Origin of the sequence: Candidatus Methanomassiliicoccus intestinalis Issoire-Mx1 (assembly GCF_000404225.1) — an archaeon.
Taxonomy (GTDB): Archaea; Thermoplasmatota; Thermoplasmata; order Methanomassiliicoccales; family Methanomassiliicoccaceae; genus Methanomassiliicoccus_A; species Methanomassiliicoccus_A intestinalis.
Window position 1 is genome coordinate 1,549,878 of the sequence record NC_021353.1, and the last position, 23,109, is coordinate 1,572,986.

General features: G+C 42.1%; 23 protein-coding genes. 6 read left to right on the plus strand and 17 right to left on the minus strand.

What is annotated here, in order from left to right; all coding sequences use genetic code 11:
* From mcrG to H729_RS07480, 5 genes are all read right to left on the minus strand, one after another.
* Positions 1–774: a coenzyme-B sulfoethylthiotransferase subunit gamma gene (mcrG, locus tag H729_RS07460; protein WP_020449397.1), complete on the minus strand. Its 774-nt coding sequence runs from the start codon at positions 772–774 to the stop codon at positions 1–3.
* Between the two features lie 12 nt (positions 775–786).
* Positions 787–1,200, minus strand: a complete 414-nt coding sequence (gene mcrD / locus H729_RS07465; protein ID WP_020449398.1) for a methyl-coenzyme M reductase operon protein D — start codon at positions 1,198–1,200, stop codon at positions 787–789.
* 19 nt (positions 1,201–1,219) lie between these two features.
* The gene (gene mcrB, locus H729_RS07470; RefSeq protein ID WP_020449399.1) at positions 1,220–2,542 is read right to left on the minus strand and encodes a coenzyme-B sulfoethylthiotransferase subunit beta; all 1,323 of its coding nucleotides are present in this window, start codon (positions 2,540–2,542) and stop codon (positions 1,220–1,222) included.
* Between the two features lie 253 nt (positions 2,543–2,795).
* Complete coding sequence (locus H729_RS07475; protein WP_020449400.1) at positions 2,796–3,425, minus strand: TfuA-like protein; 630 nt, start codon at positions 3,423–3,425, stop codon at positions 2,796–2,798.
* Positions 3,422–4,621: a YcaO-related McrA-glycine thioamidation protein gene (locus H729_RS07480; protein ID WP_020449401.1), complete on the minus strand. Its 1,200-nt coding sequence runs from the start codon at positions 4,619–4,621 to the stop codon at positions 3,422–3,424. The genes H729_RS07475 and H729_RS07480 overlap by 4 nt, the downstream gene beginning before the upstream one ends.
* A gap of 38 nt (positions 4,622–4,659) precedes the next feature.
* On the opposite strand from H729_RS07480, the gene H729_RS07485 reads away from it, so the two are divergent.
* Together H729_RS07485 and H729_RS07490 are read left to right on the plus strand one after the other, a co-directional pair.
* Positions 4,660–5,553 carry a class I SAM-dependent methyltransferase gene (locus H729_RS07485; protein ID WP_020449402.1) on the plus strand — a complete coding sequence of 298 codons (894 nt, stop codon included), beginning with the start codon at positions 4,660–4,662 and terminating at the stop codon, positions 5,551–5,553.
* Positions 5,554–5,696: 143 nt separating this feature from the next.
* Positions 5,697–6,308 carry a hypothetical protein gene (locus tag H729_RS07490; protein WP_020449403.1) on the plus strand — a complete coding sequence of 204 codons (612 nt, stop codon included), beginning with the start codon at positions 5,697–5,699 and terminating at the stop codon, positions 6,306–6,308.
* 96 nt (positions 6,309–6,404) lie between these two features.
* Here H729_RS07490 and H729_RS07495 read toward each other — a convergent pair whose 3' ends face one another.
* Positions 6,405–6,869, minus strand: coding sequence for an Lrp/AsnC family transcriptional regulator (locus tag H729_RS07495; RefSeq protein WP_020449404.1), 465 nt, complete (start codon positions 6,867–6,869; stop codon positions 6,405–6,407).
* Positions 6,870–7,206: 337 nt separating this feature from the next.
* Entirely contained in the window at positions 7,207–7,467 is a 261-nt protein-coding gene (locus tag H729_RS07500; RefSeq protein ID WP_020449405.1) for a hypothetical protein, read from the minus strand.
* Positions 7,468–7,603: 136 nt separating this feature from the next.
* On the opposite strand from H729_RS07500, the gene H729_RS07505 reads away from it, so the two are divergent.
* Positions 7,604–7,879, plus strand: a complete 276-nt coding sequence (locus tag H729_RS07505; protein WP_048134049.1) for a helix-turn-helix domain-containing protein — start codon at positions 7,604–7,606, stop codon at positions 7,877–7,879.
* A gap of 183 nt (positions 7,880–8,062) precedes the next feature.
* Here H729_RS07505 and H729_RS07510 read toward each other — a convergent pair whose 3' ends face one another.
* The 4 genes from H729_RS07510 to H729_RS07525 form a co-directional block, all read right to left on the minus strand.
* Positions 8,063–9,700 (minus strand): methylamine methyltransferase corrinoid protein reductive activase, encoded by a 1,638-nt coding sequence (locus H729_RS07510; RefSeq protein WP_020449407.1) that lies wholly within the window; start codon positions 9,698–9,700, stop codon positions 8,063–8,065.
* 106 nt (positions 9,701–9,806) lie between these two features.
* Positions 9,807–10,805 carry an MtaA/CmuA family methyltransferase gene (locus H729_RS07515; protein ID WP_020449408.1) on the minus strand — a complete coding sequence of 333 codons (999 nt, stop codon included), beginning with the start codon at positions 10,803–10,805 and terminating at the stop codon, positions 9,807–9,809.
* Between the two features lie 184 nt (positions 10,806–10,989).
* A complete protein-coding gene (locus H729_RS07520) occupies positions 10,990–11,634 on the minus strand; it encodes a cobalamin B12-binding domain-containing protein (protein WP_020449409.1) in 645 nt (214 codons plus the stop codon).
* A gap of 303 nt (positions 11,635–11,937) precedes the next feature.
* Entirely contained in the window at positions 11,938–12,663 is a 726-nt protein-coding gene (locus H729_RS07525; protein ID WP_020449410.1) for a metallophosphoesterase, read from the minus strand.
* An 84-nt stretch (positions 12,664–12,747) separates the two neighbouring features.
* Between H729_RS07525 and H729_RS07530 the strand changes: the two genes are divergently transcribed.
* Both H729_RS07530 and H729_RS07535 read left to right on the plus strand, forming a co-directional pair.
* Positions 12,748–13,512 carry a ribonuclease H-like domain-containing protein gene (locus H729_RS07530; protein ID WP_020449411.1) on the plus strand — a complete coding sequence of 255 codons (765 nt, stop codon included), beginning with the start codon at positions 12,748–12,750 and terminating at the stop codon, positions 13,510–13,512.
* Positions 13,509–14,987, plus strand: a complete 1,479-nt coding sequence (locus tag H729_RS07535) for a single-stranded-DNA-specific exonuclease RecJ (RefSeq protein ID WP_020449412.1) — start codon at positions 13,509–13,511, stop codon at positions 14,985–14,987. The genes H729_RS07530 and H729_RS07535 overlap by 4 nt, the downstream gene beginning before the upstream one ends.
* On the opposite strand, the gene argF is transcribed toward H729_RS07535, so the two are convergent.
* Positions 14,974–15,885, minus strand: coding sequence for an ornithine carbamoyltransferase (gene argF / locus H729_RS07540; protein ID WP_020449413.1), 912 nt, complete (start codon positions 15,883–15,885; stop codon positions 14,974–14,976). The genes H729_RS07535 and argF overlap by 14 nt on opposite strands.
* A gap of 171 nt (positions 15,886–16,056) precedes the next feature.
* On the opposite strand from argF, the gene H729_RS07545 reads away from it, so the two are divergent.
* On the plus strand, positions 16,057–16,602 hold the full coding sequence (locus H729_RS07545) for an HdeD family acid-resistance protein (protein ID WP_020449414.1): 546 nt from the start codon (positions 16,057–16,059) through the stop codon (positions 16,600–16,602).
* A 234-nt stretch (positions 16,603–16,836) separates the two neighbouring features.
* On the opposite strand, the gene H729_RS07550 is transcribed toward H729_RS07545, so the two are convergent.
* The 5 genes from H729_RS07550 to H729_RS07565 form a co-directional block, all read right to left on the minus strand.
* A complete protein-coding gene (locus H729_RS07550) occupies positions 16,837–18,120 on the minus strand; it encodes an AAA family ATPase (RefSeq protein ID WP_020449415.1) in 1,284 nt (427 codons plus the stop codon).
* An 80-nt stretch (positions 18,121–18,200) separates the two neighbouring features.
* On the minus strand, positions 18,201–19,472 hold the full coding sequence (locus tag H729_RS07555) for a cation:proton antiporter (protein WP_020449416.1): 1,272 nt from the start codon (positions 19,470–19,472) through the stop codon (positions 18,201–18,203).
* A 136-nt stretch (positions 19,473–19,608) separates the two neighbouring features.
* Positions 19,609–20,451 carry an alpha/beta fold hydrolase gene (locus H729_RS07560; RefSeq protein ID WP_020449417.1) on the minus strand — a complete coding sequence of 281 codons (843 nt, stop codon included), beginning with the start codon at positions 20,449–20,451 and terminating at the stop codon, positions 19,609–19,611.
* Positions 20,452–20,549: 98 nt separating this feature from the next.
* Entirely contained in the window at positions 20,550–20,798 is a 249-nt protein-coding gene (locus H729_RS09905) for an HsdR family type I site-specific deoxyribonuclease (RefSeq protein WP_020449418.1), read from the minus strand.
* 651 nt (positions 20,799–21,449) lie between these two features.
* Complete coding sequence (locus H729_RS07565; protein WP_020449419.1) at positions 21,450–23,099, minus strand: AMP-binding protein; 1,650 nt, start codon at positions 23,097–23,099, stop codon at positions 21,450–21,452.
* Positions 23,100–23,109 lie beyond the last annotated feature (10 nt).

A 23,109-nucleotide genomic window follows, 5' to 3' on the forward strand; every position in this document is an offset into this window, starting at 1 on the left:
TTATTCCCCCTTGAGAGCGAAGGCCTGGTATCCACAGAGTGTTCTGAGTGTGTGGATTCTTAAGTTCATGTCCAAAACTTCCTTGTCAGCGTTCATGTCGTCGCCGTCAATACGGAAGATTGTGGTCATTTTCTTGAGATCTGCCTCAGGAATTGGTTTTCCTACGGAGATTGGTTTGTCGAGTGGTATAGCGACCTGGTCTTTGACGTAGTCGACTTCACCGGTCTTTTCGTTCCAGACGTATCTCTGCCATGCATCGAACATAAGTCCGTTCTCGTCAAGTCTGCAAGCGTGACCGTGCACAGTTGCACCCCTGATACCGCATCTAGCAGGATCGAATGTTTCGTTGTCGATGAATTCTTTAGCGACTTTCTCGAGATCTCTTTCTCTCATTTCGATGATCTGTCTTCCAGAAAGTGTACCTGTATCGAATCCACGGATTCTTGACATGTATGCCCATGCTCTAACGTATGGAACCATTGGAGCGAAGTACACGGAATCAGCGAACTGAACGTACCTGACTCTGTCACCTTTCTTTGCACCTTCGATAGGTGTAACGAGCTGCCTGATGAGATCATCTGGTTCGTTTCCTTCTTCGAGTGGTGGGTGGATGGACTTGTATTCTTCTCCGGGTGACCTGTGTCCCATGATTCTAACGACGTCATCCAAAGAAACGTCACGCAGCTTCTTGAGTTCCTGGGAAGGGTCCATGAAGCGACGCCTGTTTTTGGCTACCTGGCTGATTCCAGGATAGAATTGTCTCTTGTATGCCATAATAATTACCTCTTACATTTTTTTGTAATCAGTGATAGTTGGTTGGAATTTTGAGTACCTACCTACTTCAAGGTTATATCCAAACGGAAGAAGATCGTCGCAAATCTTTTTGATTTCCTCAACGGCCTTATCCACATTGTCTATATCATTGATTTCAACAAAAACTCTTCCTACCAGAAGGTTAAGCTCATACTCCCTTCCCTTTACGTTAATCACTTTGCGTTCGGGGTGGTTTACAAGTGTCCCTTTAGCAGGTCCGTTCCCCACAACAGCAGGCAGAGCCTCGCCGCTGATGTTTACTTGTCGTACGTTTGGTACTTCATAGATATTATTCAGTAGTTTTTCTGTTGTGCCAGCAGATAGCATGCGTGCCGGAAATATCAAAATTTCTGGCAGCGGAACGGATTCTTTTGTTTCAGTACTCATAATTTTAGTCACCAACCATTTACATTAGTTTTTTGGCCTCCTCGCCAACGCATTTGAGTGGTGCGTGGAATTCTGGAATGTCTCCAAATACATCTCTAACTAAGCCAGATGTGGCTTCGGGGGAGAAGTACTGAGTACCAGCATCCAATGAACAACCAGCTGCGACAGCAGGGATAACGAAACCCTTAGAGTGCCTTGTAACTACGTGGTTACCGTGGAACAGACCAGGGCCTCCTCCTCCATAGATGGAGTGAGAGAAGAAAGACATACCAACGGCGACACCCATTGAACGTCCAAAGTCTACACCAGGTAGAGCTACTTCGTGTTCAAGTAAGTCGTTGTAATAGAGAATTGTTGATGGAATACCCTGTGAAGCTCTTGCAGCACCGACGTTTACCATAATTGCGGCAAGCATACCGGTTGCAGCGTATGCATTCCAGAGTGGGAAGTCATCGGTTGTGTATACACAGTATCCAGATGGGAGCTTCTCCTTTACTCTAATTACTTTGTCTTCAATAGCACGGTCAACAAGTGATTCAATAACAGTACCGACGGTTCCAGTGGATCCGTTTGCCTTTACGAGATCAATTGTCATGTTGTTTGCATTCAAACCCTGATAAGCGAGACCTAAGAGATGGTATCTCTCGAATGGTCCGATAGCGTCACCGAGTTCGAACATAGCAGTCTGTTCAAATATTGACGCGAGGGCTGCAGCATTCATTGAGTTCTTTCCAGCTAGAGCAACGATGTGGTTAGCTTTGATGTTTCTTAAAGCGTAACCAGATCCCTCGTTAACTTGTGGGACATCCAGAATAGATGTAAGGTTAGATCCGACGAAGTTAAGAGTTTGTGGATATCTGCCCCAAACAGCTCCCTTAACCATGTTGGCGTGGAACATATCAACATCGAATTCATCGATGATTGCTTGGGTAACAGCGGCTGCAGTAGTTGTAAATCCAGTGGTGTACTCGACACCAGCATCCATCCTGCGGGAAGGAACAATTACAATCATGTTCTTTCCTTCGGAGAACACACGAACATCTGTGTCATCATCGCTGCTGTCTACTTTGACATACTCTTTTACTTTTGCAGCGACTTTTTCTGCATTTGCAACGACAGGTGCGTCGATTTCCTTGCCCTTGATGTATCCACCGCCAACGCGGCCAGACTTGAGACTCTTCTCAATTCCAGCAAGGTTGACAGCGATTGTCCTCTTAGCCAAGGAAGCAGTTCTCTGGATAGCAGGGTTGTATAACGGGCTGATAGCGTCTAATGGAACGCCACTCTCAATGAGTTTACCCCTCTCGTCATACAAGTCTATTTTGTCCTTGTATTTAGCCAATTTTCTACCTCCTAATTAATCTTTCCAAGCCAAACAAAGTCCCCTCTGTCTAGCTAAAAAGTTTTAGTTGATTTTCATCAGAAGCAGTACTTCAGTGAAAACCGAACCCCCTTGTATGTTTAACGTAAAAGAGAGCGAAGCTTATATAATTGCTGATTAGAAAGGGTTCATCCATCCATCCCAATTGGGCATTGAGAAAACTACCCAGCAAAATAAAGCTGATTAACGTTCGTTAAAATGCAAATTTTTTGCATTATTTTTTCAGACTTTCCAAGATGATCTTTGCATCGAGGTTTTTATAATCTTTAAAGTTATAATTCCAATAAGTTAAAAAAGATCCGCATTCAGGCTCATTTAAAAATAATGATACGATTTCTGTGAATTTCTTGTCTGTTCTGTGAGGATAATATACCTTCTTTAAGGCAGATATTATCTCATCTGCAACATTTTTGCTAATTACATCATTATTGACCGCTTCGTACAAATTGAGCCTGAAATTGATTAACGGCTCAGAGAGAGGTGCTAATGAAAAAGGATCGTAAGCTAAAACGACTTCATCGTCTCCATCCACTCTGCCTGATTTATACTCCTCATAAATTCTTCCCAATCCCTTCATTCCGAATGAGCCCAACTCAGCGGCTCTGAGAGCTCCCATGCTGCCTCCGCCGATCACATTTATGCCGGATTTCAGGAGAGAAAGTATCTCTCTGTGCCCAACAGCAGCATCATTCAGCAGAACCCCGTCTATAATGACGACTGTATCCACATCATCTGGGATATTCTGCAGGTCTCCCCGTTTAACAGGCGGCAGATATTCTGCATTTAATATCTTACAGGCATCCTCATGAGGCATGCTTGGACCTACGTAGACGAATGTTGTCATCTGCCGTTCATCATCCTCAGTCCGACTCTTTCGTCATCTATCGCAAATACTTCCATGCCGGGAACAATGACTTTTACGACTGAAATTCCAATTTCTTCACGAGTCAGATCAACAATTATGGTACGGTTCAAACCTTTTGCATTCAGCCTGGCTCTTGTGATCTGCAGATCGTCAAAAATATCATCTGTAACTTGATCAGGGAAGCTATCCAAAGAGATTGAGTTTTCAGAGTCCTCAAGCCACATTTTATTGATACGCCTCATCCTTTCATATCCAAGCTTTCTGGCGGCTTCTCCCCTTACCGTATCTTCCCTGGCGCCGTGAATCTGAGTCAGACGGCTCTGCGCCACTTCCAAGAGGGCCTTTACTGCAGCCAGTTCCGGATCTAAATGCGTCCCGATGCCAAGCGTTAAAAGAGCAGGATCCTGCATTTCTACATCATCAGTCGCTGCGGCAATAGTCGGAATTCCAATATCTGATGTCAGATCCTTCAGATGCACCTCTATTCCCTTGGCAGTGAATTTATCCACCAGGTCTTTCACAGGCCCGGAGCCCGGGATTTCAATGTCTCCGTTGACTCGCCTGTAGTATTCTGTAAATGACCATGAATCCCGTTCTACAACTTCCAGCAGGCCGTGGAGAATTGCTTCTTCCAGCGTGTTTCCAGATGCCAGACCGTTTGTGGAAGTTCTAAAGAGCATCATGTCCAATTTAGATGAATAAGGATGAAATACCGCTGATGCCGGAACCCACATTTCGCTCATGGAATTGAGCTCTGTTCCTTTTACCCACCCCACCTGATATCTTGAGAGGGTGTAGGCTGCACCCTGAGGCAGAATGAGATCCATCGGATGGACCGCATTGTTTGCTGCCATAAACTCTTCCACACCTGCACGCACAACCTGCATGCTGCCTTGCTCTGCACAGTATCTTTCTATTCCTTCCATGATCGAAGACACTTTTGCCTCGTCTTTGGTAAGACCCTTTCCATTGTATACTGAAATGGCCCCGCTCTCTGCAGATGGTCTTATTGACGAAAAAACCGGTATTCCGATACGATCGAGGTCTGTTATGTCTGCAGTCCTTGTTATCCCTGCAACTTCAGCAAGCGGTTCGATACGCTTCAAAGTTGTTTCTGGATCAACGGCATGATGACCTCCGTGAGTGTATTTTTTCGGTGTGTGGCCCAGCTTCATGAATGCGTAAATCAGCTATGTGATAATTTAACCTTCTTATGACAAATGATCAGGCAGGTTCGGGAGATTTAGATATATCTCATAAGAGCATCAAGGCGCTGATGAAACTCCATGAACTTTTAGGCATTCCCTCGATCGAGCTGATTGAGCCCACATTTGAATCATTAATTAATGAAGCATATACTGATGAGATTCTTCTTGAAACCGGGACTGAAGCAAAACTGGTTATTAATGAGAAGGGATGGCCGGCACTTTTTGCTCTGAAGTCTGGAGAAAACTGGAGAGGCTGCGTATTTATTCTTAGACCGCCGGTTGTAGAAGTAGTTGAAAAGTTTGAGGAGATTGATGGAGACACTGTAGAGTTAGATACAGAAACCCTCATGAATTCAATCAGGGAATATTACATGGACCTCTTATGTCAGGATGTCCCTCCTGCCATTGAAGACTTTTCACCGGACAGGGCTTCAAAAGTAAAAGAACTGATATCAGAAGTCTGGGGAAACGGCGCCGGAGAGAAATGCCTGGACTGCGGATGCGGATCAGGAATGGGGGCACTAATTCTCAGAGATCTAGGATATTCACCAGTCAGTTATGACAATGACGCATCTCTGCTTCATCTAGGCATTGAAAGCGGCCGCCTCAAGGCAGATGAAAGTATCTGCATTGACGCACGCTATGCCTCATTTTACGTTCCTAACTGTAAATACGGATTGGCATTGATGGCAGGGAGTATAAGCACACATACAGCCTACATCTGGAAAGATATTATTGAAGAATTGATAGAACAATGCCAGAACATAATCGTGACTGTAGAAAGCGAGCAGGAAGCAGGTATTGTAAAGGAATGGGCAGAGCTATCAGGTCGAAAAACCAAGTTGATGGAAAATGAAAGAGATGGTTTTTACGATCACTGGGTATGTTTGATTTCTTAATCAATATTAATATAATTAATGCAGTTGTGCATATTTATATATATCAACTGCATTACGTTTTATAAAATATTATTACTAGCTTCCATTGAAATTATGATGAAAACAGTTGCCTGAGTCTATGCGTCAGCGGGTTGATGATTCGTATGAAAAAGAATATCGTAGCATTGATTACAGTATTTATCGCGGTTGTAATAATAGCTGGCGGGTTTTACATAATTGACAATAGCAAAGGCAACGAAAAAAGATATGTCGTGCCTAATGATGGATTAATGTCCATAACAGAATTTAACATTTCTGATGAGTCTGTGACTGATTCGTTCGTCAACGGAACATTTTTTGTTTCAAAAGAAAATGATAATCTTCATATAAAGATGGTAGCGAATACCAATGTGGAAGAAAAAGACACAGGTGGGATTCAGTTTTATGCCCTGGGTTGTCTTTCTATAACTGATATTATCTGCAGCATCGGAGGAAACACCTCTGACGACTATGTTGCCACTTGGAGTACATCGGGAGATATGGAAAAATATCATATCATGGTGGAAGTTGCCAGAACTCTTTGTAGGCCATACACACCGCCTGGCGGAGGGCATGGAATGTGCATTATAGAATATGACGTAGACATGTCGGCCATTGGTGATGCTACATCATTGGATTTTGGCATAGCGTTCGGCACCCAAGGTGATTCCACAGGGGTTGTACACGACACCATCAGTGTTCCACTGTATGATCAGAGCCATATCGACAACGCATGAGTAGATAGACTCAAATCTGGTCGGATGCATTAAGTTCAGGTCGATGATTTGACCAGAAACTGTATTAAGATAAGTAAGATCGCGGGTTAATACAGATCATGGTGAGTTTTTAACGAGAATATCCAGATCTGGAGTGAAATGTGAGGCCTCAGTAGAAATGATGATACTTACATCCACATTTCTGATATTGGGAAGCTTGACGATTCGTTCCTGAATCAGTTGATACAGCTCATCAACACTCCTGGTATAAGCTTCGCAAATCAGACTGTAGTCCCCGAATACTTTAGAAACAGCAGCAATTTCAGGAAATGATCGGATTGGATCGATTACCTCATTTACAAAAGTTCCTTCAATCTGGATGGATATCAATGAACGTATAATTCCAAGGTCACTGTAATTTATGTTTAGAGAATAAGATGAAATTGCTCCGCCGCTCTCAAGCTTTGCAATTCTCCTGGATGCGGTGGCTTTCGAAATCCCAAGACGATCTGCTATAGTGGCTAGATTTTCCCTAGAGTTTTTCTTAAGAATCTTGAGGATTTCTACATCAGTTTTATCCATCGAATTCACCGCAATATTTTTGCATTTAGTATGTATAACGTGATAGTAATTAAAATATTTTTGCATAAAAGGCGATATTTAAAAACAAAATATCAAAAATACAATTATCAAAGTTTTTTATAAAGGATCAGAGATCATTGAATCAAATCATTATCTAACTTTGATTGGATGAGTGAGGCTTAATGACTATTTATAGCTACTTTCATATCTTGATGAGTTATGTGATGACCTTGACCAGAACAGAATTTCGTTAAAGATATTACCCAATAAATATTTCAAATAAAAATAGAAATGCTGACTCCAATGTGTATCAGCGATGGATGAGTAAACCCTAATGTCACCCCACTAAAGATAATTGGAGAGCATTGAGAACCCTCAGAAAATCTTCTGATTCTGAACTTTCAATATAAGTTTCACATTCTAAAACACTTGCTAGTCCCATTTCCACTAGGATGTCTAAAGCTCTTTTTGATGACATTTCTGAAATATTATACTTAATCGAAAGCTTTGCAGGAGTAATGCCATTCACCGAAGAAGAATCTGGCAGTGATACTAACACATCCAACAATGTAACATTTTCTTTGGTTATTTCTTTCATAAATTCACCTGTGAAATATAGTTTTATATTACGTAATATGTAATATACACATATACTATATAATCTTATTTATTAATTACGGAATACGTAATTCGTATCAGATATGTTATTAGCAAAAACATATTACGTAACACGTATGGGAAAAACAGTCATAGAAACGACTGGAATACTCGATGTATTAACGTATTTGATAGAAAATAAAGAATCAGAGATACTTGCTACAGACTTAAAGAACGCAGTTTCTAACTATCAACAGATATCAAATATTCTCAAAAATTTGGAAGATAGAAAGATGATCGAGATAATACAAGAAACTAAACCAAGAAAACGTAAACTGATTTCATTGACACCACGCGGAGAAGATCTCGCCAAGAGATTGTTAAAGCTTAATGAAGAAATTGAAGCTCAATGAGAAGATTCTCGGATGAAGCTATTTTAAAATTTACCAAAAATAATTATTTACGGTTGGCATATGTGTATCTGCACAAGACCTTACAGATTACGGTTTGTATATTGAGTTAAAAAAAATATTGTACAATATACCTTTATTTCTTTTTCATCTTTTTTGAAGGTATATTGTACTTATCTTACGTGCTCATTTTTCAGAGATCGTAAGATCGCTGAAACTATAGACACTCTGAGGACATACAGACTCACAGTTCTTACAGGCTGTACCCAGGCAATGTTCTGTTGCAATCTTCAAAGTGTATCCATATTTTCCACCATCTACAAGAGAGAGCGCTTTTTCAGGGCAGCGGTCCACACATACACCGCAACCGATGCAGCCTTCAAAGCTGCCTGTAAGGTATACGCCCACATTATCAAGCACTTTGAGCTTTCCTCCGCCGATGACTGGGATATCTGATAATACTAAGCGGTCTACATGTTTGGGGCGTTTGAGATCAGGAAGAGGCCTGAGACCATTGCCAACGATCATATCGTTGTACATCTCCAGAGGCATACCCTCAGTCCAGTAGGCTAACTCGCTGACATAGATGTTCTCAAAGATTTCATTGCCGGCAAACATGATATGTTTAGAAGCGATGGAATCGGCTACACTCTGCATCATATCCAGAGTTTCATCATCCCTGACCAGGTCATAAGCCATCATTAATGAGGTGTTTCCAATCTGTACAGTCCTATCTATGACTCTCGGAATCATACCTACCGTCTGTGACTTTATAGGATCGACATATGTACCAGATGCCCCGGCCATATACATCGTTTTTACTTCTTCATCATCGATTCCCACTTCTTCAATCAGAGTGCGATGTCCAGCGCGGATTGCACCCATTGCCTTTCCTGCTTCGTTGACGTCTCCCTCTGTCAAAACCATTCCGCCCTGCAGATGGATGTTGTGATCAACGGTTGCAATTGAAGGCAGCTTAATTACACCAGATTCTATACCTAATGCTACAATGGAAACGACTCCGGTACCAGTGATTCCAATAGCATTTTGAGATGAGGATTTCAGAAGTTTTCCGTCCCTTGGATCTATGACGGATCCTGCTGTCGGTTTCAGATCATCATTGAGAATGATATTTGTCCATCCGCCGTTCTCTGCAAAGTTAACATCGCTGATAGCTAATGGAGCTGCAAGCATACCATGAGTAATCGCCTGTCCTTCCATTGCCGGTCCTGCGGCTGCAGATCCAGAATATAAGTCGCCGTCATGATACAACCCCATCTCTGCATTTGTACCATAATCTGTAACCATACATGTTTCCTTTTTATCCAGCAGTCCAGACTTAATGATCATGGCAAGAGCATCAGCACCGATTTCATGTCTGATGGCAGGAGGTATGATTACCTTTGTCTCAGGATTGAGGGCTGTCAGGTTGAGATCTCCAGCGGTTATGATCTTACCTCGCCTGTTGGGAGGCGTGATGTTTAGCTTTTTGAGCATTGATTTTCCAGCATATGCCAGATCCCTGACCTCGATGTTCTCAAACATGGAGACCTGGATAGGATTACCGCATACTGCCAGTCTTTCAATTTTTGATTTATCGACATGGTGCAGATCAATCAGATTATTGATTGTATCCATCAGAATCTTATGACCTACTTCAGCCCCGTTCTCTATCCAAAAATGAAGGTGATCCATCACGTTTGCACCGGGAAGGGGGTGCCTCATAGTGATAGCTGTAGAGATAATCTTACCATTATCTGAAAGATCTACCACGTGGCTACGGTATCCGCTTGTACCGACATCCAATGCTATGCCATATCCCATGAAAATCAGAATAAACAGTGGAACTTAAGTATTTAAGCCCTAAGCAAAAATTGAGTCCAACATATCAAAAAAGGTAAAAGGAAGGGGTTTGAAATGAGATACAATCTCATCCTTTGATTGCTTTGACGAAGGCTTCGATGTTAGCCTTTGGAGTCTCAGCAGCAAGTCCGCAACCAGGAGCAATGATGTTGAATCCTGCATCTCTGATACGGGCTGCATCAGCTGCGCACTCTTCTGGGGTTCCCATGTAGAGAGGCTTAACTGATCCGAGGTTACCGACAAGGGCTACACGGCCGTTTACGATGTTAACTGCTTCTGCAGAGTCGACTTTTTCTTCGATAGACAGAGCGTCTACACCAGTGTTAATCATGTGGTCGAGGAGAGCTGTTGTGTTACCGCAGATGTGTAAGATTTTCTTTGCATCTCCGCTTCCCTCGAATGCGTGCTTTGTGTATGGAAGAGCGAACTCATCAAACATTTCTGTAGAGAGCATATCTGTTGAAGCAGATGGGTCGCTCATGTTGATTACATCGACACCAGCAGCAACGAGTGCAGAAATGTACTGTTTCTCCATCTCAGCTGTGACTTTGATGAATTTGTGAACTGTATCTGGTTCTGTGATCATCATAAGTAAGAGGTCTTCTGTTCCTACTAAGTGACCAGCGATTGTTAATGGTCCAGTTGTACCAGCTACGATTGGATACTCATCACCATATTCTGCTTTCAAGATCTTTACAGCCTCGATTGCAGTTGCGATTCTGCCTTTTCCTAAGAATCCTTCTGGGATTACAGGCTCGTCCTCAGATGAATAAGGGTGAGCCTTTAACATAGGGGTCTTTACTCTGTTTCCGAGATCGACTGTTGCTCCAAAAGCTTCAGCTTCAACGGTTAAACAGAAAGGTACTCTAGCGTTTTCAAATCCGAAAACTTTTGCACCTGCAATACCGAGCTTTGCCATCATCTGTGCGTCAGTGTGGGCAGCTGGCCATTCTACGCCGGCCCAATCCATCTGGTCAACAGTTACGGACTGTGTAACGCATCCTACAGCTGGCCTGTCCATCTCTTTACGGGCAAGGGCTCCTAAAAATCTCTCTTTTGGGGTCATTGAATAATCTCCTTATCTCAATAAACGTGTTTAGTTTCTCGAATAGAGACACTGTATAAAAGAGTTTTTGCTTATCATATATGAATTTTCTTGACTTCAGTATATGTGAATATGATATTTTGACGGTTGACTCCCAATCCCCTTAAAAAATGTGAAGGAAGGGGTTTGGGATGGTGTATTGAGCTTATTTCAGTAAGTTCTTTACAACTTCGACAGCTTCTACAGCGTCGTATGCCCATGCATCTGCACCGATCTGAGCTGCAAAGTCTTTTGTTGTAGCTCCTCCGCCGATGATGGATTTTACCTGGGGCTTTAAGTTCTCTTCTGCGAGGACTCTCTCAATCTCTTTCATTGCAGCGAGTGTAGGAGTCATTAATGAAGAGGTAGCAACAATGTTAGCACCCTCGGCTTTGACTTTGTCAATCATTGTTTTGGTTGGGCAGTCGCGACCCATGTCGAATATTGTGTATCCAGCACCAGTAAGCATAGCTTTTACGATGTTCTTTCCGATATCGTGAACATCTCCTTCAACTACACCAATAACAACTTTTGCGGCTGTGTCTGCTGCAGAGCCTGCTTTCAGTAATGGTAATACTACATCTAAGGCCTGGTACATTGTCTGTGCGGCCAATAATACCTGAGGAAGGAAGTACTGCTTGCTCTCGTATTTCTGTCCTACAACCCCCATGGCTTTGCTCAAAGCATCGAAAATGATGACTTCAGGTGAGGCACCTGCGGCAATAGCCTCTTCTGCGAGTGGCTTGGCTTCCTTGATCTTTCCCTTTATCACTACTTCTGATAGCTTCTCTAATGATTCTTCTGCGCTCATTATGATTCCTCCAAGTTTGGCAAATTTCCTGATGCGAATCAGGCTACCCCCGTTGCCTTCGGTTTAATTGGTAAAGACCAGACAAGAGTCTTGTAGAATATGTGCACATAAATTCCTAGGTCTGAATAAGGGATCACGGTATCATTATTATAAAGGCTCTCATGGCTGGTTTAACCCGCCATGCAAATATCTGGTACATAAGATATATATTAAATCAACAAAATTTAGATGAATAGCCACAAAAAACTGATTTTGATGGTAAATCATCAAACATAACTGCCTTAACATTTCTAAACATCTTGATCAATGCAGCAGATCATCCAGCGAGGAGAGCTTGCCGAGAGGGATGAGGCCTATGTCGCTGCATGCAATCAGCTCTGCCTCTCTGACATTAGCAGACTTGAGTATCGGAGACAGGTATGAATTAGAAGAGGCTCTTGTTACATCAGTACCTGCAGAAAGCGGGCTGAAAGCAGGAAGAACTACAATACCTTCAGATCTTAAATGCATAAAACAAGGCAGTTTCAAAAAAGCACCTACGCCGTCAGTAAGTCTGATCGAAGGGTGCTCATGACCAATAATCACCGGCCTTGAAAGTATATTTTTATGCCCGTGAACCAGCGTTACCCCGTTAATCTCATATTCTTCATAAACAGGCAGGCTAAACCTGGAAGAGATGTTTTCAAGGTAATTGTCATGATTGCCTTTTATCAGAACTACCTCAGTATTTTTAGTAAGAATTCTCAATATGGCTGAGATGTCTTTCTTCTCCTGATCTGCATTTCTGCTGAAATCGTGTTTGAGATCTCCGAGGATTATAAATTTTTCAGGAGAGTACTTATCTAAAAGATTCAGCAGGGCATCCTGCACAGTCTGGGTCTGAAACCGCGGGATGTGTATCCCATCCTGCTCCAGCGCTGATTCGTAGCCTATGTGAAAATCTGCAGCGATTATGCATTTTTCTCTGGGAATGTAAACGCAGTTTTCCGGAACCGCATAGATATCATCGAAAAGTTCTACCTTGTCCACAATTCCATATGACTCTGAGTGCTATATACTTCATGCGATTCCCGTTGCGAAATCAAGATTAATGACCTGTGCATAAAGAACGCTATGATACGGAGAACCTTTCTGATCCTTCCTTCACTGGGCAAGAAAAAAGAGGTCAACCTCTGGAAAGAAGGAATATTAGACTGGAATGATTTTGTATCAACTTCAAAAATCAAGGGCATCTCTGCCGAAAGAAAAGAAAACATGGATGCTCTGCTGCTGAGGGCAGACCAGTCTCTTGAAAACAGGCAGAGCGAATACTTTTCAAAGATCCTTCCCAGTGTGGAACACTGGAGAATGCTTGATAATTTTTGGGACGATGCTGCGTATCTTGATATCGAAACCAGCGGAAGAAGCAGATATGCCAGTGTCACCGTGGTAGGAATATATTACAAAGGAAAAATGACTTCGCTGGTCAAAGGTGAAGATCTGACTTTCCAAAGCCTTTCTGACTCATTGAAAGACGCTAAAATGCTGGTTACATTCAACGGCAGTTCATTCGACCTGCCGATACTGGAGTATCATTTCCCGTTTGCAGTACCTAAAGTACCGCACTGCGACCTGCGCCATGCCTGCAGGAGAGCTGGATACTGCGGAGGCCTGAAAAGTATTGAAAAACAGATGGGAATGTTCAGAGAGAAGGAAGTTGAGTATATGACCGGAGAAGAGGCTGTCTATCTCTGGCGTGCATGGGAGAGATCTAAAAGCAAAAATGCTCTGAAACTTTTAGTAAAGTACAATGAAGAGGATGTTCTCAACCTTGAGCCGATTGCCAAAACAACATACTCCATTCTAAAACAAAAACTGATTGAGGAGGCAGACATATGAGCGACATAAGCGGTTTTGAAAGGGGAGCTGCAGAGGCAGCAGAAAAAATAAAGAGTGCTGGATCTGCACTGGTGATAGCTCATATAGATGCCGATGGGATAACTGCAGCATCTATCGCATCCATTGCTCTGGAACGAGAAGAGATTGAGCATAGTGTAAAGTTCATCAAAAAACTTGACCCGCCTGCACTGCAGTTTATTCTGGATGAGGAGTGTGATGTCCTCTGGTTTGTAGATCTCGGAAGCGGCATGTATTCAAAGATGGATGAAAGATGCGTGGTTGCAGACCACCATCGACCGGATTCTCTGGAAAAAGAGAGGCATGTAAATCCACATCTGTATGGAATAGACGGGTCTTCAGAAGTGTCCGGTTCCGGTGTGGCATATGCAATAGCTGTTGCAATGGATGAACGCAACAGAGACCTGTCGGCCCTGGCAATAGTTGGAGCCGTAGGTGATTTTCAGGAGTCGGCCCACAGCAGACTTACTGGATACAATCATAAAATTGTAGAAGATGCTGTTGAATATGCCGGCATAACTGCAGAAGTTGACATCAGAACATTCGGAAAGCAGACTAAACCGCTGCCGATACTGTTTCAGTATTCTACAGATCCTAAGTTAATTGATTACATAACAGATCAGAATGATGACCGGGAATCATGCATCAGATTTTTCACAGAGCTGGATATTGATGTGAATGAGAACATTTACTGGACACAGCTTGACAGAAATGAAAAATCTAAAATTGTCAGTGCGCTGGTAAACAGGATGATAAACAGAGGCTGCGGAGTAGCTGATGTGAGAAAACTTCTTGGAGAGATTTATACCATTCCGGAAAATACAGTAGGAACGCCAGACAACTGGATAGAAAAACTCCCTGAAGAAATGAGAGCTAATGCGCGTGTACTCTTTGATGCTAAAGAATTCGCCACTCTGCTAAATGCATGCGGAAGACATGAACTGCCGGAAGTTGGAATGGAAGTCTGCAAGGGAGACAGGTCTGAATATCTCATTCGTGCTCTCAATCAGCAGAGCGGGCACAGAGAAAGTCTGAAAACCGCAATAGAACTTGTTAAGCTTGGTGAAGAAAACGGCATCAAAGACAAGATCTCAGGTGTTCCTCTCAACAACATCAGATTCTTCAACGGCGGAAAAAAGGTTAAAGACACAATTTTGGGAATAATTACCGGGATGCTCTTGAATTCTCCAGAAGTGCAGTGTTCTGACAGACCCCTCATTGCTTTTGCGGACTCATCTGACGGTTCCAACATGCTGAAAGTATCAGGACGGGGCACAAAGGAAATGGTCGACCGCGGCCTGGATCTGTCTCTTGCAATGATTAAAAGCTCAAAAGAATGCGGAGGCACAGGAGGCGGCCACAACATCGCTGCCGGCGCAAGTGTTCCGTATGGAAAAGAAAATGAGTTTCTGCTGAAACTCGATAAGATGATCGGTCAGCAGATTAATGGGGAATGATTGTCAGCATTATCGCTTTCTGAGCGTGAAGTCTGTTTTCTGCCTCATCAAAAACAACACTCTGGCTGCCGTCAATTACATCTTCCGTCACTTCTAGACCGCGGTGAGCTGGAAGGCAGTGCATAAAAATGCAGTCTTTTTTAGCATGGGACATTAATGCAGCATTGATCTGATAAGGTGCAAACAGCTTCTCTTTTTCTTTCGCCTGATCTTCCTGACCCATCGAAACCCATGCATCTGTGTAAATTACATCAGCATCCGTGGCGGCTTCGACAGGATCTGTCGTGATGGTTAGGCTACAGCCATTAGCAGATGCTATTTTCGCAGACTCTTCAACTATGTCCTGATCGGGCATATATCCTTCTGGACATCCTGCTACAAAGTTGATTCCAGTAAGAGCACATCCGATCATAAGAGAGTTGCAGACATTATTTCCATCACCGATATATGACAGCTTAAGACCCTTCAATTTATGTTTCTTTTCAGTAATTGTGAGAAGATCTGCAATAATCTGACATGGGTGCTCGAGATCATCCAAAGCATTTATTACAGGAATGGACGCATTCTCAGCGAGAGTGCAAACATCTGAATGATTGAATGCACGGTATGCAATGCAGTCGGCAAAACGGCTGAGGACTTTTGCAGTATCCTCAATTGTTTCTCCCCTGCCCATCTGCGACTCGTGTTGATTCAGATGTACAGAGTGTCCTCCCAGCTGATATATGCCTACTTCAAAAGAGGTTCTGGTTCTTGTACTTGATTTTTCAAAGATTAATGCGAGTGTCTTGCCCTGCAGAACTGGTGTGTATTTTTCACCACTCTTGAGCTTTGCTGCGAGACTGAGGATGTCTTGAATATCATCCTTCATATCAAAAACCGAAATAATATCTCTCTTCATGATTTCACCCGCTAAAATACCATGCCGATATAATAGATTGTGTACAAAGATATACAAAGAGCCGTCATCTTTGTTTTATTCTAGTTATTGGGATGAAACTATATATTTCAAGCGTACATCCCTGCCTATCGAACCTGATAAGATCTTACAATAGATCTTGAGATGATTATTATGGATATAATGAAACGAATGATCGCCAATGACTGGAAGAACATGTTAATCTTTGGCGTGTTAGCGCTGGTTGTCGGAATAATAGCAATTGTGTATCCCGGCATTACATTGGGCATTACTATTATCCTGCTCGGAGCATTTGCATTGTTGTCTGGACTTTCAAGAGTAATAAACGGTACAGCACTTCCCAAGGGAAGCAGAGCTTTTCCACTCCTGGAAGGCATACTGTATATTATTCTTGCAATAATTATGATAATGACGCCACTGTACTTTGCAGAAGTTCTGGTATACATCATGGCAGCATTCCTGATTGTAATGGGATTGTTCCAGATCTTCGGCCTCATATTCGTTGCCGGCACCGGATCAAAGGGCGACAGTTTATTCCCGCTTATAACTGGGATTATTTCCTTGATACTAGGATGTGTAATCGCAATATTCCCCGCTCAGACAATTGAAGTTTCAATGTGGATCATTGGAGCATTCTTGATTCTGATCGGTATAATCAACATTGCTGGCGGACTGAAAATTAAGAAAGTATTTTCCTAAACAGATTTTAAGCGGTCTGAAAACAGGCCGCTGATCATTTTTTTTAATCAGATGAACAAAGTTTGCATTGTGTATTTATAAACTTGAGACGTGACCAAAGAGATTGTTTAAAGCATATTGAGATTCCTCAATTACATTGTATTAATTTCAGGTTTTGTTTGATATTGCCAGATAAGAATTGCAAGACATTATTGTAAAATAACTTTTCAGTATCTCCTTCAACAAAAAGCACGGTTAATTCAATCCTGCTTTATTTCTCCCCAAATATTTCAGTAAATTATCATGATCACTTGACATCAGATCAAATAATAAATCACCTATGGAACAATTAGACTCATAAGCATCAATCAGCAATTTCTTACCGTTATTTATACAAAGGAACTCAGCTATCCCCTCATCATTCGGAAGTCCCACATATATGTCTTGAGGATTGAGATAACTTACCAGATATGGAGAATGACTCGCTAGCAGTATATTGCAGTCATCATTGGTTAATTGTTTAATTATGCTCAAGAGCATTTTCAAAAGTGAAGGATGCACACAGTTTTCTAGTTCTTCAAATGCAAGAAGTGGCATTTGTCTAATGTCTGCAATAACACAGCGTGTGAGCAGTACAAACGCTCTTTTTGCACCACCTGATAAAGAATCCATATCCAATAATCTATGAAGATTTTTATCTTTGAACCTCATCAAATATATCTTATCGGCGATAACATGCGAAAAATCATCCGTTGGTTCAGATATCATAGGTGCGTTTAACTCAAGCTCACGTATTTGTATTTCTATTATATTTGGAAATAATTGCATATAGGCATCTTCTAAACGATGATACTCATCTGGATATTGCTTGCTTAAGAAGAAAAGTATCCTTGGAAGATTATGCAGAGATTCTAGATCCAGCTCATTAAAGTCTTTTCTGATAAATGGATCTGGTTGGTATGATGAAGATGCGTCTAGATAACGATCTACATAAATCTCAATATTGTTAAGTTTACAGATTATTGAATGATAGTATAGATCTTCATACGCTTGGAGCTTGTTTAGAATTAGCTCATAATCATCAACAGAAATTTTACTGTTGCATCTGGCAGCATCTGAAGCTTTGTATTGTGCAGAGCTTTCATCTCTATTTATCAATGTAGTAAACTTTTTACTTCTGTCTTGTTTTATTTTAAGAGATTCTGAGACGATCTTATATTCTTCCTCATATCTCCACTCAAATGCAAAATGATATTCTACTATACACTCCAAACCATCAAAGTCTACAGCCAATAATAATTCTGCTGAAAACACATCTGGATGATGATTGATATTATAGGGCATGCAAGACATATCTGCCATCATTTTTCGCTTAGAGTCCCTAGATTCCAACATGAAATCAGTTGTGAACTTGATAGCATCCAATAAATTGGATTTGCCATAATCATTCGTAGAAACCAATGCGCACATATCTGAGAATGAGACGTGTATATCCTTGAGATTTCTAAATCCATCAATTTTTACACTTAGCAATTTCATAAGATCACAACAGATCTAGGAGTTCATATGCAGGCAAAAGATGTTAAAAAAATATAGAAAGCGGGAAAATCCCGCTAGTTTTAGCCTGTTGTTCCTTCCACTTTTTCTAGATTTTCACTCTCGATCTTCCTACGGAACAGCCATGTTAAGATCGGCGGAGCAATAATCGTAGTAGCCATCGACATGAAGATGATGACCGCAAAGAGGGAAGATGTTATCAGACCGTATGTACCAAATGCTAATGTAGCAACGACAATACCTACCTCACCTCTCGGTGCCATCCCTATGCCTACGATAGCAGCTGATTTGGGACCAAGCTTCCAGGCACCAATTCCGCATCCGATGAATTTAGTAAGCAGCGCAATGATCGTTACTCCAATCGCAAGTATGAGCGTCTCTAAGTCGAAAGCGGAAAGATCCACCTGCATACCTACATAAATAAAGAAGAACGGCACTAAAAATTGATTTAATGACTGAACTTCTTCTTCACAAGGCAGCTCTTCTTTGAACTCAGCAAATACCATACCTGCAAGGAATGCACCGATGATAGCTGCCAGGTTGACATATGATGCAGCAAGCGAGATACCGAGACATACGATAATTGCGAGAATGAACGGATTGCTCCTCCTAGGGTTTCTAGCAGGTACATATCCCTCACATTCGCATTTTTTCTTGTACTCTTCCTGGCGCCGTTTGTGAACTTTCGGTAAGATAAACGACCCCATTACAATGACTAAGATTACAAACAGTATTCCTAAGCCGACTGTAGATACGATGTCGATTACGTTGGCGCTTTCTCCACCTACTGCTATACCGGTCACTACTGCCAGAACAATCATGCCTAGAACATCATCAATCACAGCCGCTCCGATAATGACTCTGGACTCAATACGCTGAGTGAGCTTCATATCGCCTATCACACGTGCCGTGATTCCAATACTGGTAGCAACCATCGCTGCTGCAATGAATAATGCCTCTGCCTGATTGTTGTAGAGGAACATGATTAATGCAAATCCAGCAATAAATGGAAGAACTACACCCAGTATAGCTACTAGCATAGCCGTTTTTCCTACCTTTCTAAGATCGCTGAAAGGAGTCTCAAGACCTACAGAGAACAGCAGGAAAATGACACCCAGTTCACTGAGGACTTCTAAAACGTCCATGTATTCCGGAGTATCTCCGAAACCTAGCCACTGATAAAGGAAGATGTTTGCAACAATTATCCCAACTAGAATTTCCCCGATAACAGCAGAAATTTTTACTTTCCTGCAGAGGTAACCTGCGATTTTAGACAGCAGGAACAAAACAAATAACTGTAATATCACAACAGTCACTGTAAATTCCTCAGCCATATCGGCACCTCTGGAAAATACATGAAAAGATTAAGGGGCGTGAATTCATGAGATATCAATTAACGCAACATATTGGGCTTAATTAATCTTATCATATAAGCTCTCATCAATTAGAGACAAAAGAATATTGAAAAAGTTAGTTTTGACAGGCAGTGGGTTTCTTCTCTGATTCCGCTGAGAGATTATCTAAAGGGTGGGAGTTTAGAAACTGCATCACCCTTTCCGCATATGAGTGAGAAGAAAGAAAATGTCCTGCGCCTGGAACCCAGTATTGTTCAACGCTGGATATGCCTTTCACAAGCTCATCTGCAAAATATGGAGACACCATTATATCTGAATCTCCGTGAACAACCAGTGTGGGAGCGGTGATCATATGCAGCCTCTCGCGGTTGTCGAATGCATCTAATGCCCTCTTCTGCTGCACATACCCATTGATGATGCGCAGATCTTCCCCGCGGTTCTCACTTCCCCGTCTCGTAGGCCTGTATAATTTACCGCTCAAATGAGCATCTGTAGAGCACCAGGCCTGCATCATGGCATTGAATGTATACAGATCAGCACCTTCCAGAACAGAATGAAGCATAGCCTCAATTGCATACCTGGACCGATCTGGTTCTCTAGTGTATGTAGACATCAGAGTGAGCGTTCCTGTCAGATCGCTGTGGTTTATAGCAATTTCCTGAGCTACATTTCCACCCATCGACCATCCCAATATGTGTGCCTTTTCAATTCCCAGCTCAGTCAATAAACCGGCTGCATCATCTGCCAAATCACTCATCACAAACTGATCTGAAGGCGCTTCGGTGAGACCTGATCCCCTGTTGTCACAGATGATCACTTTATAATCTTTCTCAAAGAGTGGTACAGTTTTCTTCCAATTGTGCAGATCTCCAAACAAGCCGGCTACCAGAAGAAGAGGTTCTCCTTCACCTGATACGTGATAATGAACTTTGACATCGCCTACTTTTTGAAATGGCATCAATCGCCAAATTGTGACCAAGTATTTACGGATTATTCCAAGAGTTTCTTGGAATATCATACAGATCAATGTTTATCTTTGAAGATAATTCTAGTACGTCAGATTAATCCAGAATATTTGTCTAAAAAGTTATTATATTTGATTATATTCTGCTTCCTCGTTAGTCTATTTTCACTGCCAAACCGTGACACTGATGGCACACTGAGATCTACACTTGTACCGATTGTTTTCAACATACCACTTCGGAATGAATTACCTGGATATTTTCTAGTCTCTTCCGGTTTCAAATATTCCTCCGCAATAATTGTCGAAAGATCTGATCCTTTCTGTTCCAAAATAAATTTCATCAATCTTCATCCACGTCCGTGTTGTTATATTGAGATTTACAGTAAAGTAATGCTTGTTCTGCACCATTGCAAAAAAACCCCTGCTAGATCGGAATATTGGTTGTAGTCCGTTACCACTGCATATATATTCATTACTTATTGATAGAAATTTCTTTCAGAAGACCGAATGTCGCAAATATATTGCAAGGTTCCCGGAAATAACAGGGGCCATCCTGTTTTAAACAGTCATCGCCTATCACAAATCTCTTTTCGAAGATATTCATGAAGCCCAACTGCCACCCAACAGCAGAAATACGTTTGCAATTTGCGATTGAACACGATAGTCTAATGCAATGTTATACTCAGGTAATGATAGTCAATTTTTCTCGTACTTGCCTTGCACTCCAGTACGAACCAACAAGAATTTCTTGTCGGTTGCTGTCTAGCCAAGTTTGCTGCCATATTGTGTACTTTATACATTGGTAAATATTCAAGCATATCAAACATTCTAAGACGGCTTGCACCTCTGTGTAAATGATAAGTTTTCATCAGAAGAACGAACAGATACGAATGAATCACAATCGATATGTATCATATTCAGTTCAATAATAACGATTCAAAAAATAAAAACAGAAAGGATGCGGTGATGGGCATCGCATCCTTTTCAGTTAATCACGCATCGGGCCACAGCTCAGCAGACATTTCCCTGAGTTTATACTTCAGGATCTTTCCTGAAGCCGTCATCGGGTAAGTGTCAACGAAGGCTATGTATTTTGGAGTCTTGTACCAGGCGATCTTCCCGCGGCAGAAGTCCAGCACATCCTGTTCGGTCATGTCGACATTCTTCTTGAGAATAATGAATGCCCCGGGCTGCTCTCCATACTTTTTGCTTGGAACTCCGACTACCTGTACATCCTGAATTCCATCCATGGTGTGAATGAAATCTTCCACTTCTTTAGGATAGATGTTTTCTCCTCCGCGGATGATCATATCCTTTAGACGTCCGGTGATGGAAAGATATCCTTCCTCATCTAAAACACCGACATCTCCTGAATGAAGCCATCCGTTTTTATCAATGGATTTGGCTGTTTCTTCAGGCATGTTATAGTATCCCTTCATGACATTATAACCGCGGCAGCACACTTCTCCGTGTTCTCCCAGTTTGCAGAATTCTCCTGTGTCTGGGTTGATCAGCGCCATTTCGATACCGGGAAGAACCTTGCCGACTGTTGTACATTTTCTCTCTACACTCGGTTCATCCCAGCGGGTCTGCGTTATTCCCGGTGAAGCTTCCGTAAGACCATATACGCTTGTCACCTGGGTCATGTTCATCTTTTCAACGCATTCGTACATGCTTTTGACTGGACACGGAGATCCGGCCATAATTCCCGTTCTCAGAGATGAGAAGTCAAACTTGTCAAACAGAGGATGCTCCAGCATGGCAATGAACATCGTGGGAACACCGTAGACTGCGGTACATTTTTCTTTCTCGATGGCCATCATTGTGTTTACCGGATCATATTTTTCAAGGATTACCAGCGTGGCACCGGTATTTAAGCTGGACATCATACCCAGCACACAGCCGAAACAGTGGAACAGCGGAACGGGAATACAGATACGATCCTTTTCCGTAAAGTTCTGGTAATTTCCTATCCAGTATCCGTTGTTTCCTATGTTATGATGCGTCAGCATCACACCTTTGGGAAAGCCGGTAGTTCCAGATGTATACTGCATGTTGACTACATCATAGCAGGAGACTTCCGCTTTTCTTGCCTCATATTCTTCATCTGAAACCTGGCAGGCCATGGACATGAGCTCATTCATAGAGTACATTCCGCGGTGTTTCTCAGGTCCAAGGAAGAAAACGCGCTTGAGGTGAGGGAATCTTTCTGAATGAAAAGTATCTCTCGGCTGCGTTTTCAGTTCAGGCAGGAGATTGTATACCACCTGCACATAGTCTGTATCTCTGACACCATCAATGAGGAAGATGTTTTCTGATTCAGACTGAGTGAAAACATACTCAAGCTCTTTTTCTTTATAATTGGTATTAATTGTTAATAAGATGGCTCCGATTTTGGCAGTTGCGTAAAGCAGCGTAGGCCAGTGAGGAACGTTTGTGGCCCAGATCATTACTTTTTCTCCGCGCTGCACCCCCATCGCCATCAGGCCTTTTGCTACAGTGTCGATAACATCTGAAAATTGAGACCATGTAAGTCTGTAATCTCTGTCGGGGTATACGATTGCATCTGTGTCCGGGAACTTAGAAACTGTTTCATCCAGTAACTGTCCCAGAGTAGCTTCGCGAGTTGGTTCGGTTCTCAATTCAATACCC

Bases quoted from the DNA above. Each gene is read 5' to 3' on its own strand.
- H729_RS07545 (WP_020449414.1), top strand. From the start codon at position 16,057: ATGGATATAATGAAACGAATGATCGCCAATGACTGGAAGAACATGTTA.
- H729_RS07475 (WP_020449400.1), bottom strand. From the start codon at position 3,425: ATGACAACATTCGTCTACGTAGGTCCAAGCATGCCTCATGAGGATGCC.
- H729_RS07485 (WP_020449402.1), top strand. From the start codon at position 4,660: ATGACAAATGATCAGGCAGGTTCGGGAGATTTAGATATATCTCATAAG.
- H729_RS07560 (WP_020449417.1), bottom strand. From the start codon at position 20,451: ATGCCATTTCAAAAAGTAGGCGATGTCAAAGTTCATTATCACGTATCA.
- H729_RS07500 (WP_020449405.1), bottom strand. From the start codon at position 7,467: ATGAAAGAAATAACCAAAGAAAATGTTACATTGTTGGATGTGTTAGTA.
- H729_RS07510 (WP_020449407.1), bottom strand. From the start codon at position 9,700: ATGGGATATGGCATAGCATTGGATGTCGGTACAAGCGGATACCGTAGC.
- H729_RS07490 (WP_020449403.1), top strand. From the start codon at position 5,697: ATGAAAAAGAATATCGTAGCATTGATTACAGTATTTATCGCGGTTGTA.
- H729_RS09905 (WP_020449418.1), bottom strand. From the start codon at position 20,798: ATGAAATTTATTTTGGAACAGAAAGGATCAGATCTTTCGACAATTATT.
- H729_RS07530 (WP_020449411.1), top strand. From the start codon at position 12,748: ATGATACGGAGAACCTTTCTGATCCTTCCTTCACTGGGCAAGAAAAAA.
- H729_RS07495 (WP_020449404.1), bottom strand. From the start codon at position 6,869: ATGGATAAAACTGATGTAGAAATCCTCAAGATTCTTAAGAAAAACTCT.
- H729_RS07555 (WP_020449416.1), bottom strand. From the start codon at position 19,472: ATGGCTGAGGAATTTACAGTGACTGTTGTGATATTACAGTTATTTGTT.
- H729_RS07505 (WP_048134049.1), top strand. From the start codon at position 7,604: ATGGGAAAAACAGTCATAGAAACGACTGGAATACTCGATGTATTAACG.
- H729_RS07515 (WP_020449408.1), bottom strand. From the start codon at position 10,805: ATGACCCCAAAAGAGAGATTTTTAGGAGCCCTTGCCCGTAAAGAGATG.
- mcrD (WP_020449398.1), bottom strand. From the start codon at position 1,200: ATGAGTACTGAAACAAAAGAATCCGTTCCGCTGCCAGAAATTTTGATA.
- H729_RS07520 (WP_020449409.1), bottom strand. From the start codon at position 11,634: ATGAGCGCAGAAGAATCATTAGAGAAGCTATCAGAAGTAGTGATAAAG.
- H729_RS07535 (WP_020449412.1), top strand. From the start codon at position 13,509: ATGAGCGACATAAGCGGTTTTGAAAGGGGAGCTGCAGAGGCAGCAGAA.
- H729_RS07550 (WP_020449415.1), bottom strand. From the start codon at position 18,120: ATGAAATTGCTAAGTGTAAAAATTGATGGATTTAGAAATCTCAAGGAT.
- mcrG (WP_020449397.1), bottom strand. From the start codon at position 774: ATGGCATACAAGAGACAATTCTATCCTGGAATCAGCCAGGTAGCCAAA.
- argF (WP_020449413.1), bottom strand. From the start codon at position 15,885: ATGAAGAGAGATATTATTTCGGTTTTTGATATGAAGGATGATATTCAA.
- H729_RS07480 (WP_020449401.1), bottom strand. From the start codon at position 4,621: ATGAAGCTGGGCCACACACCGAAAAAATACACTCACGGAGGTCATCAT.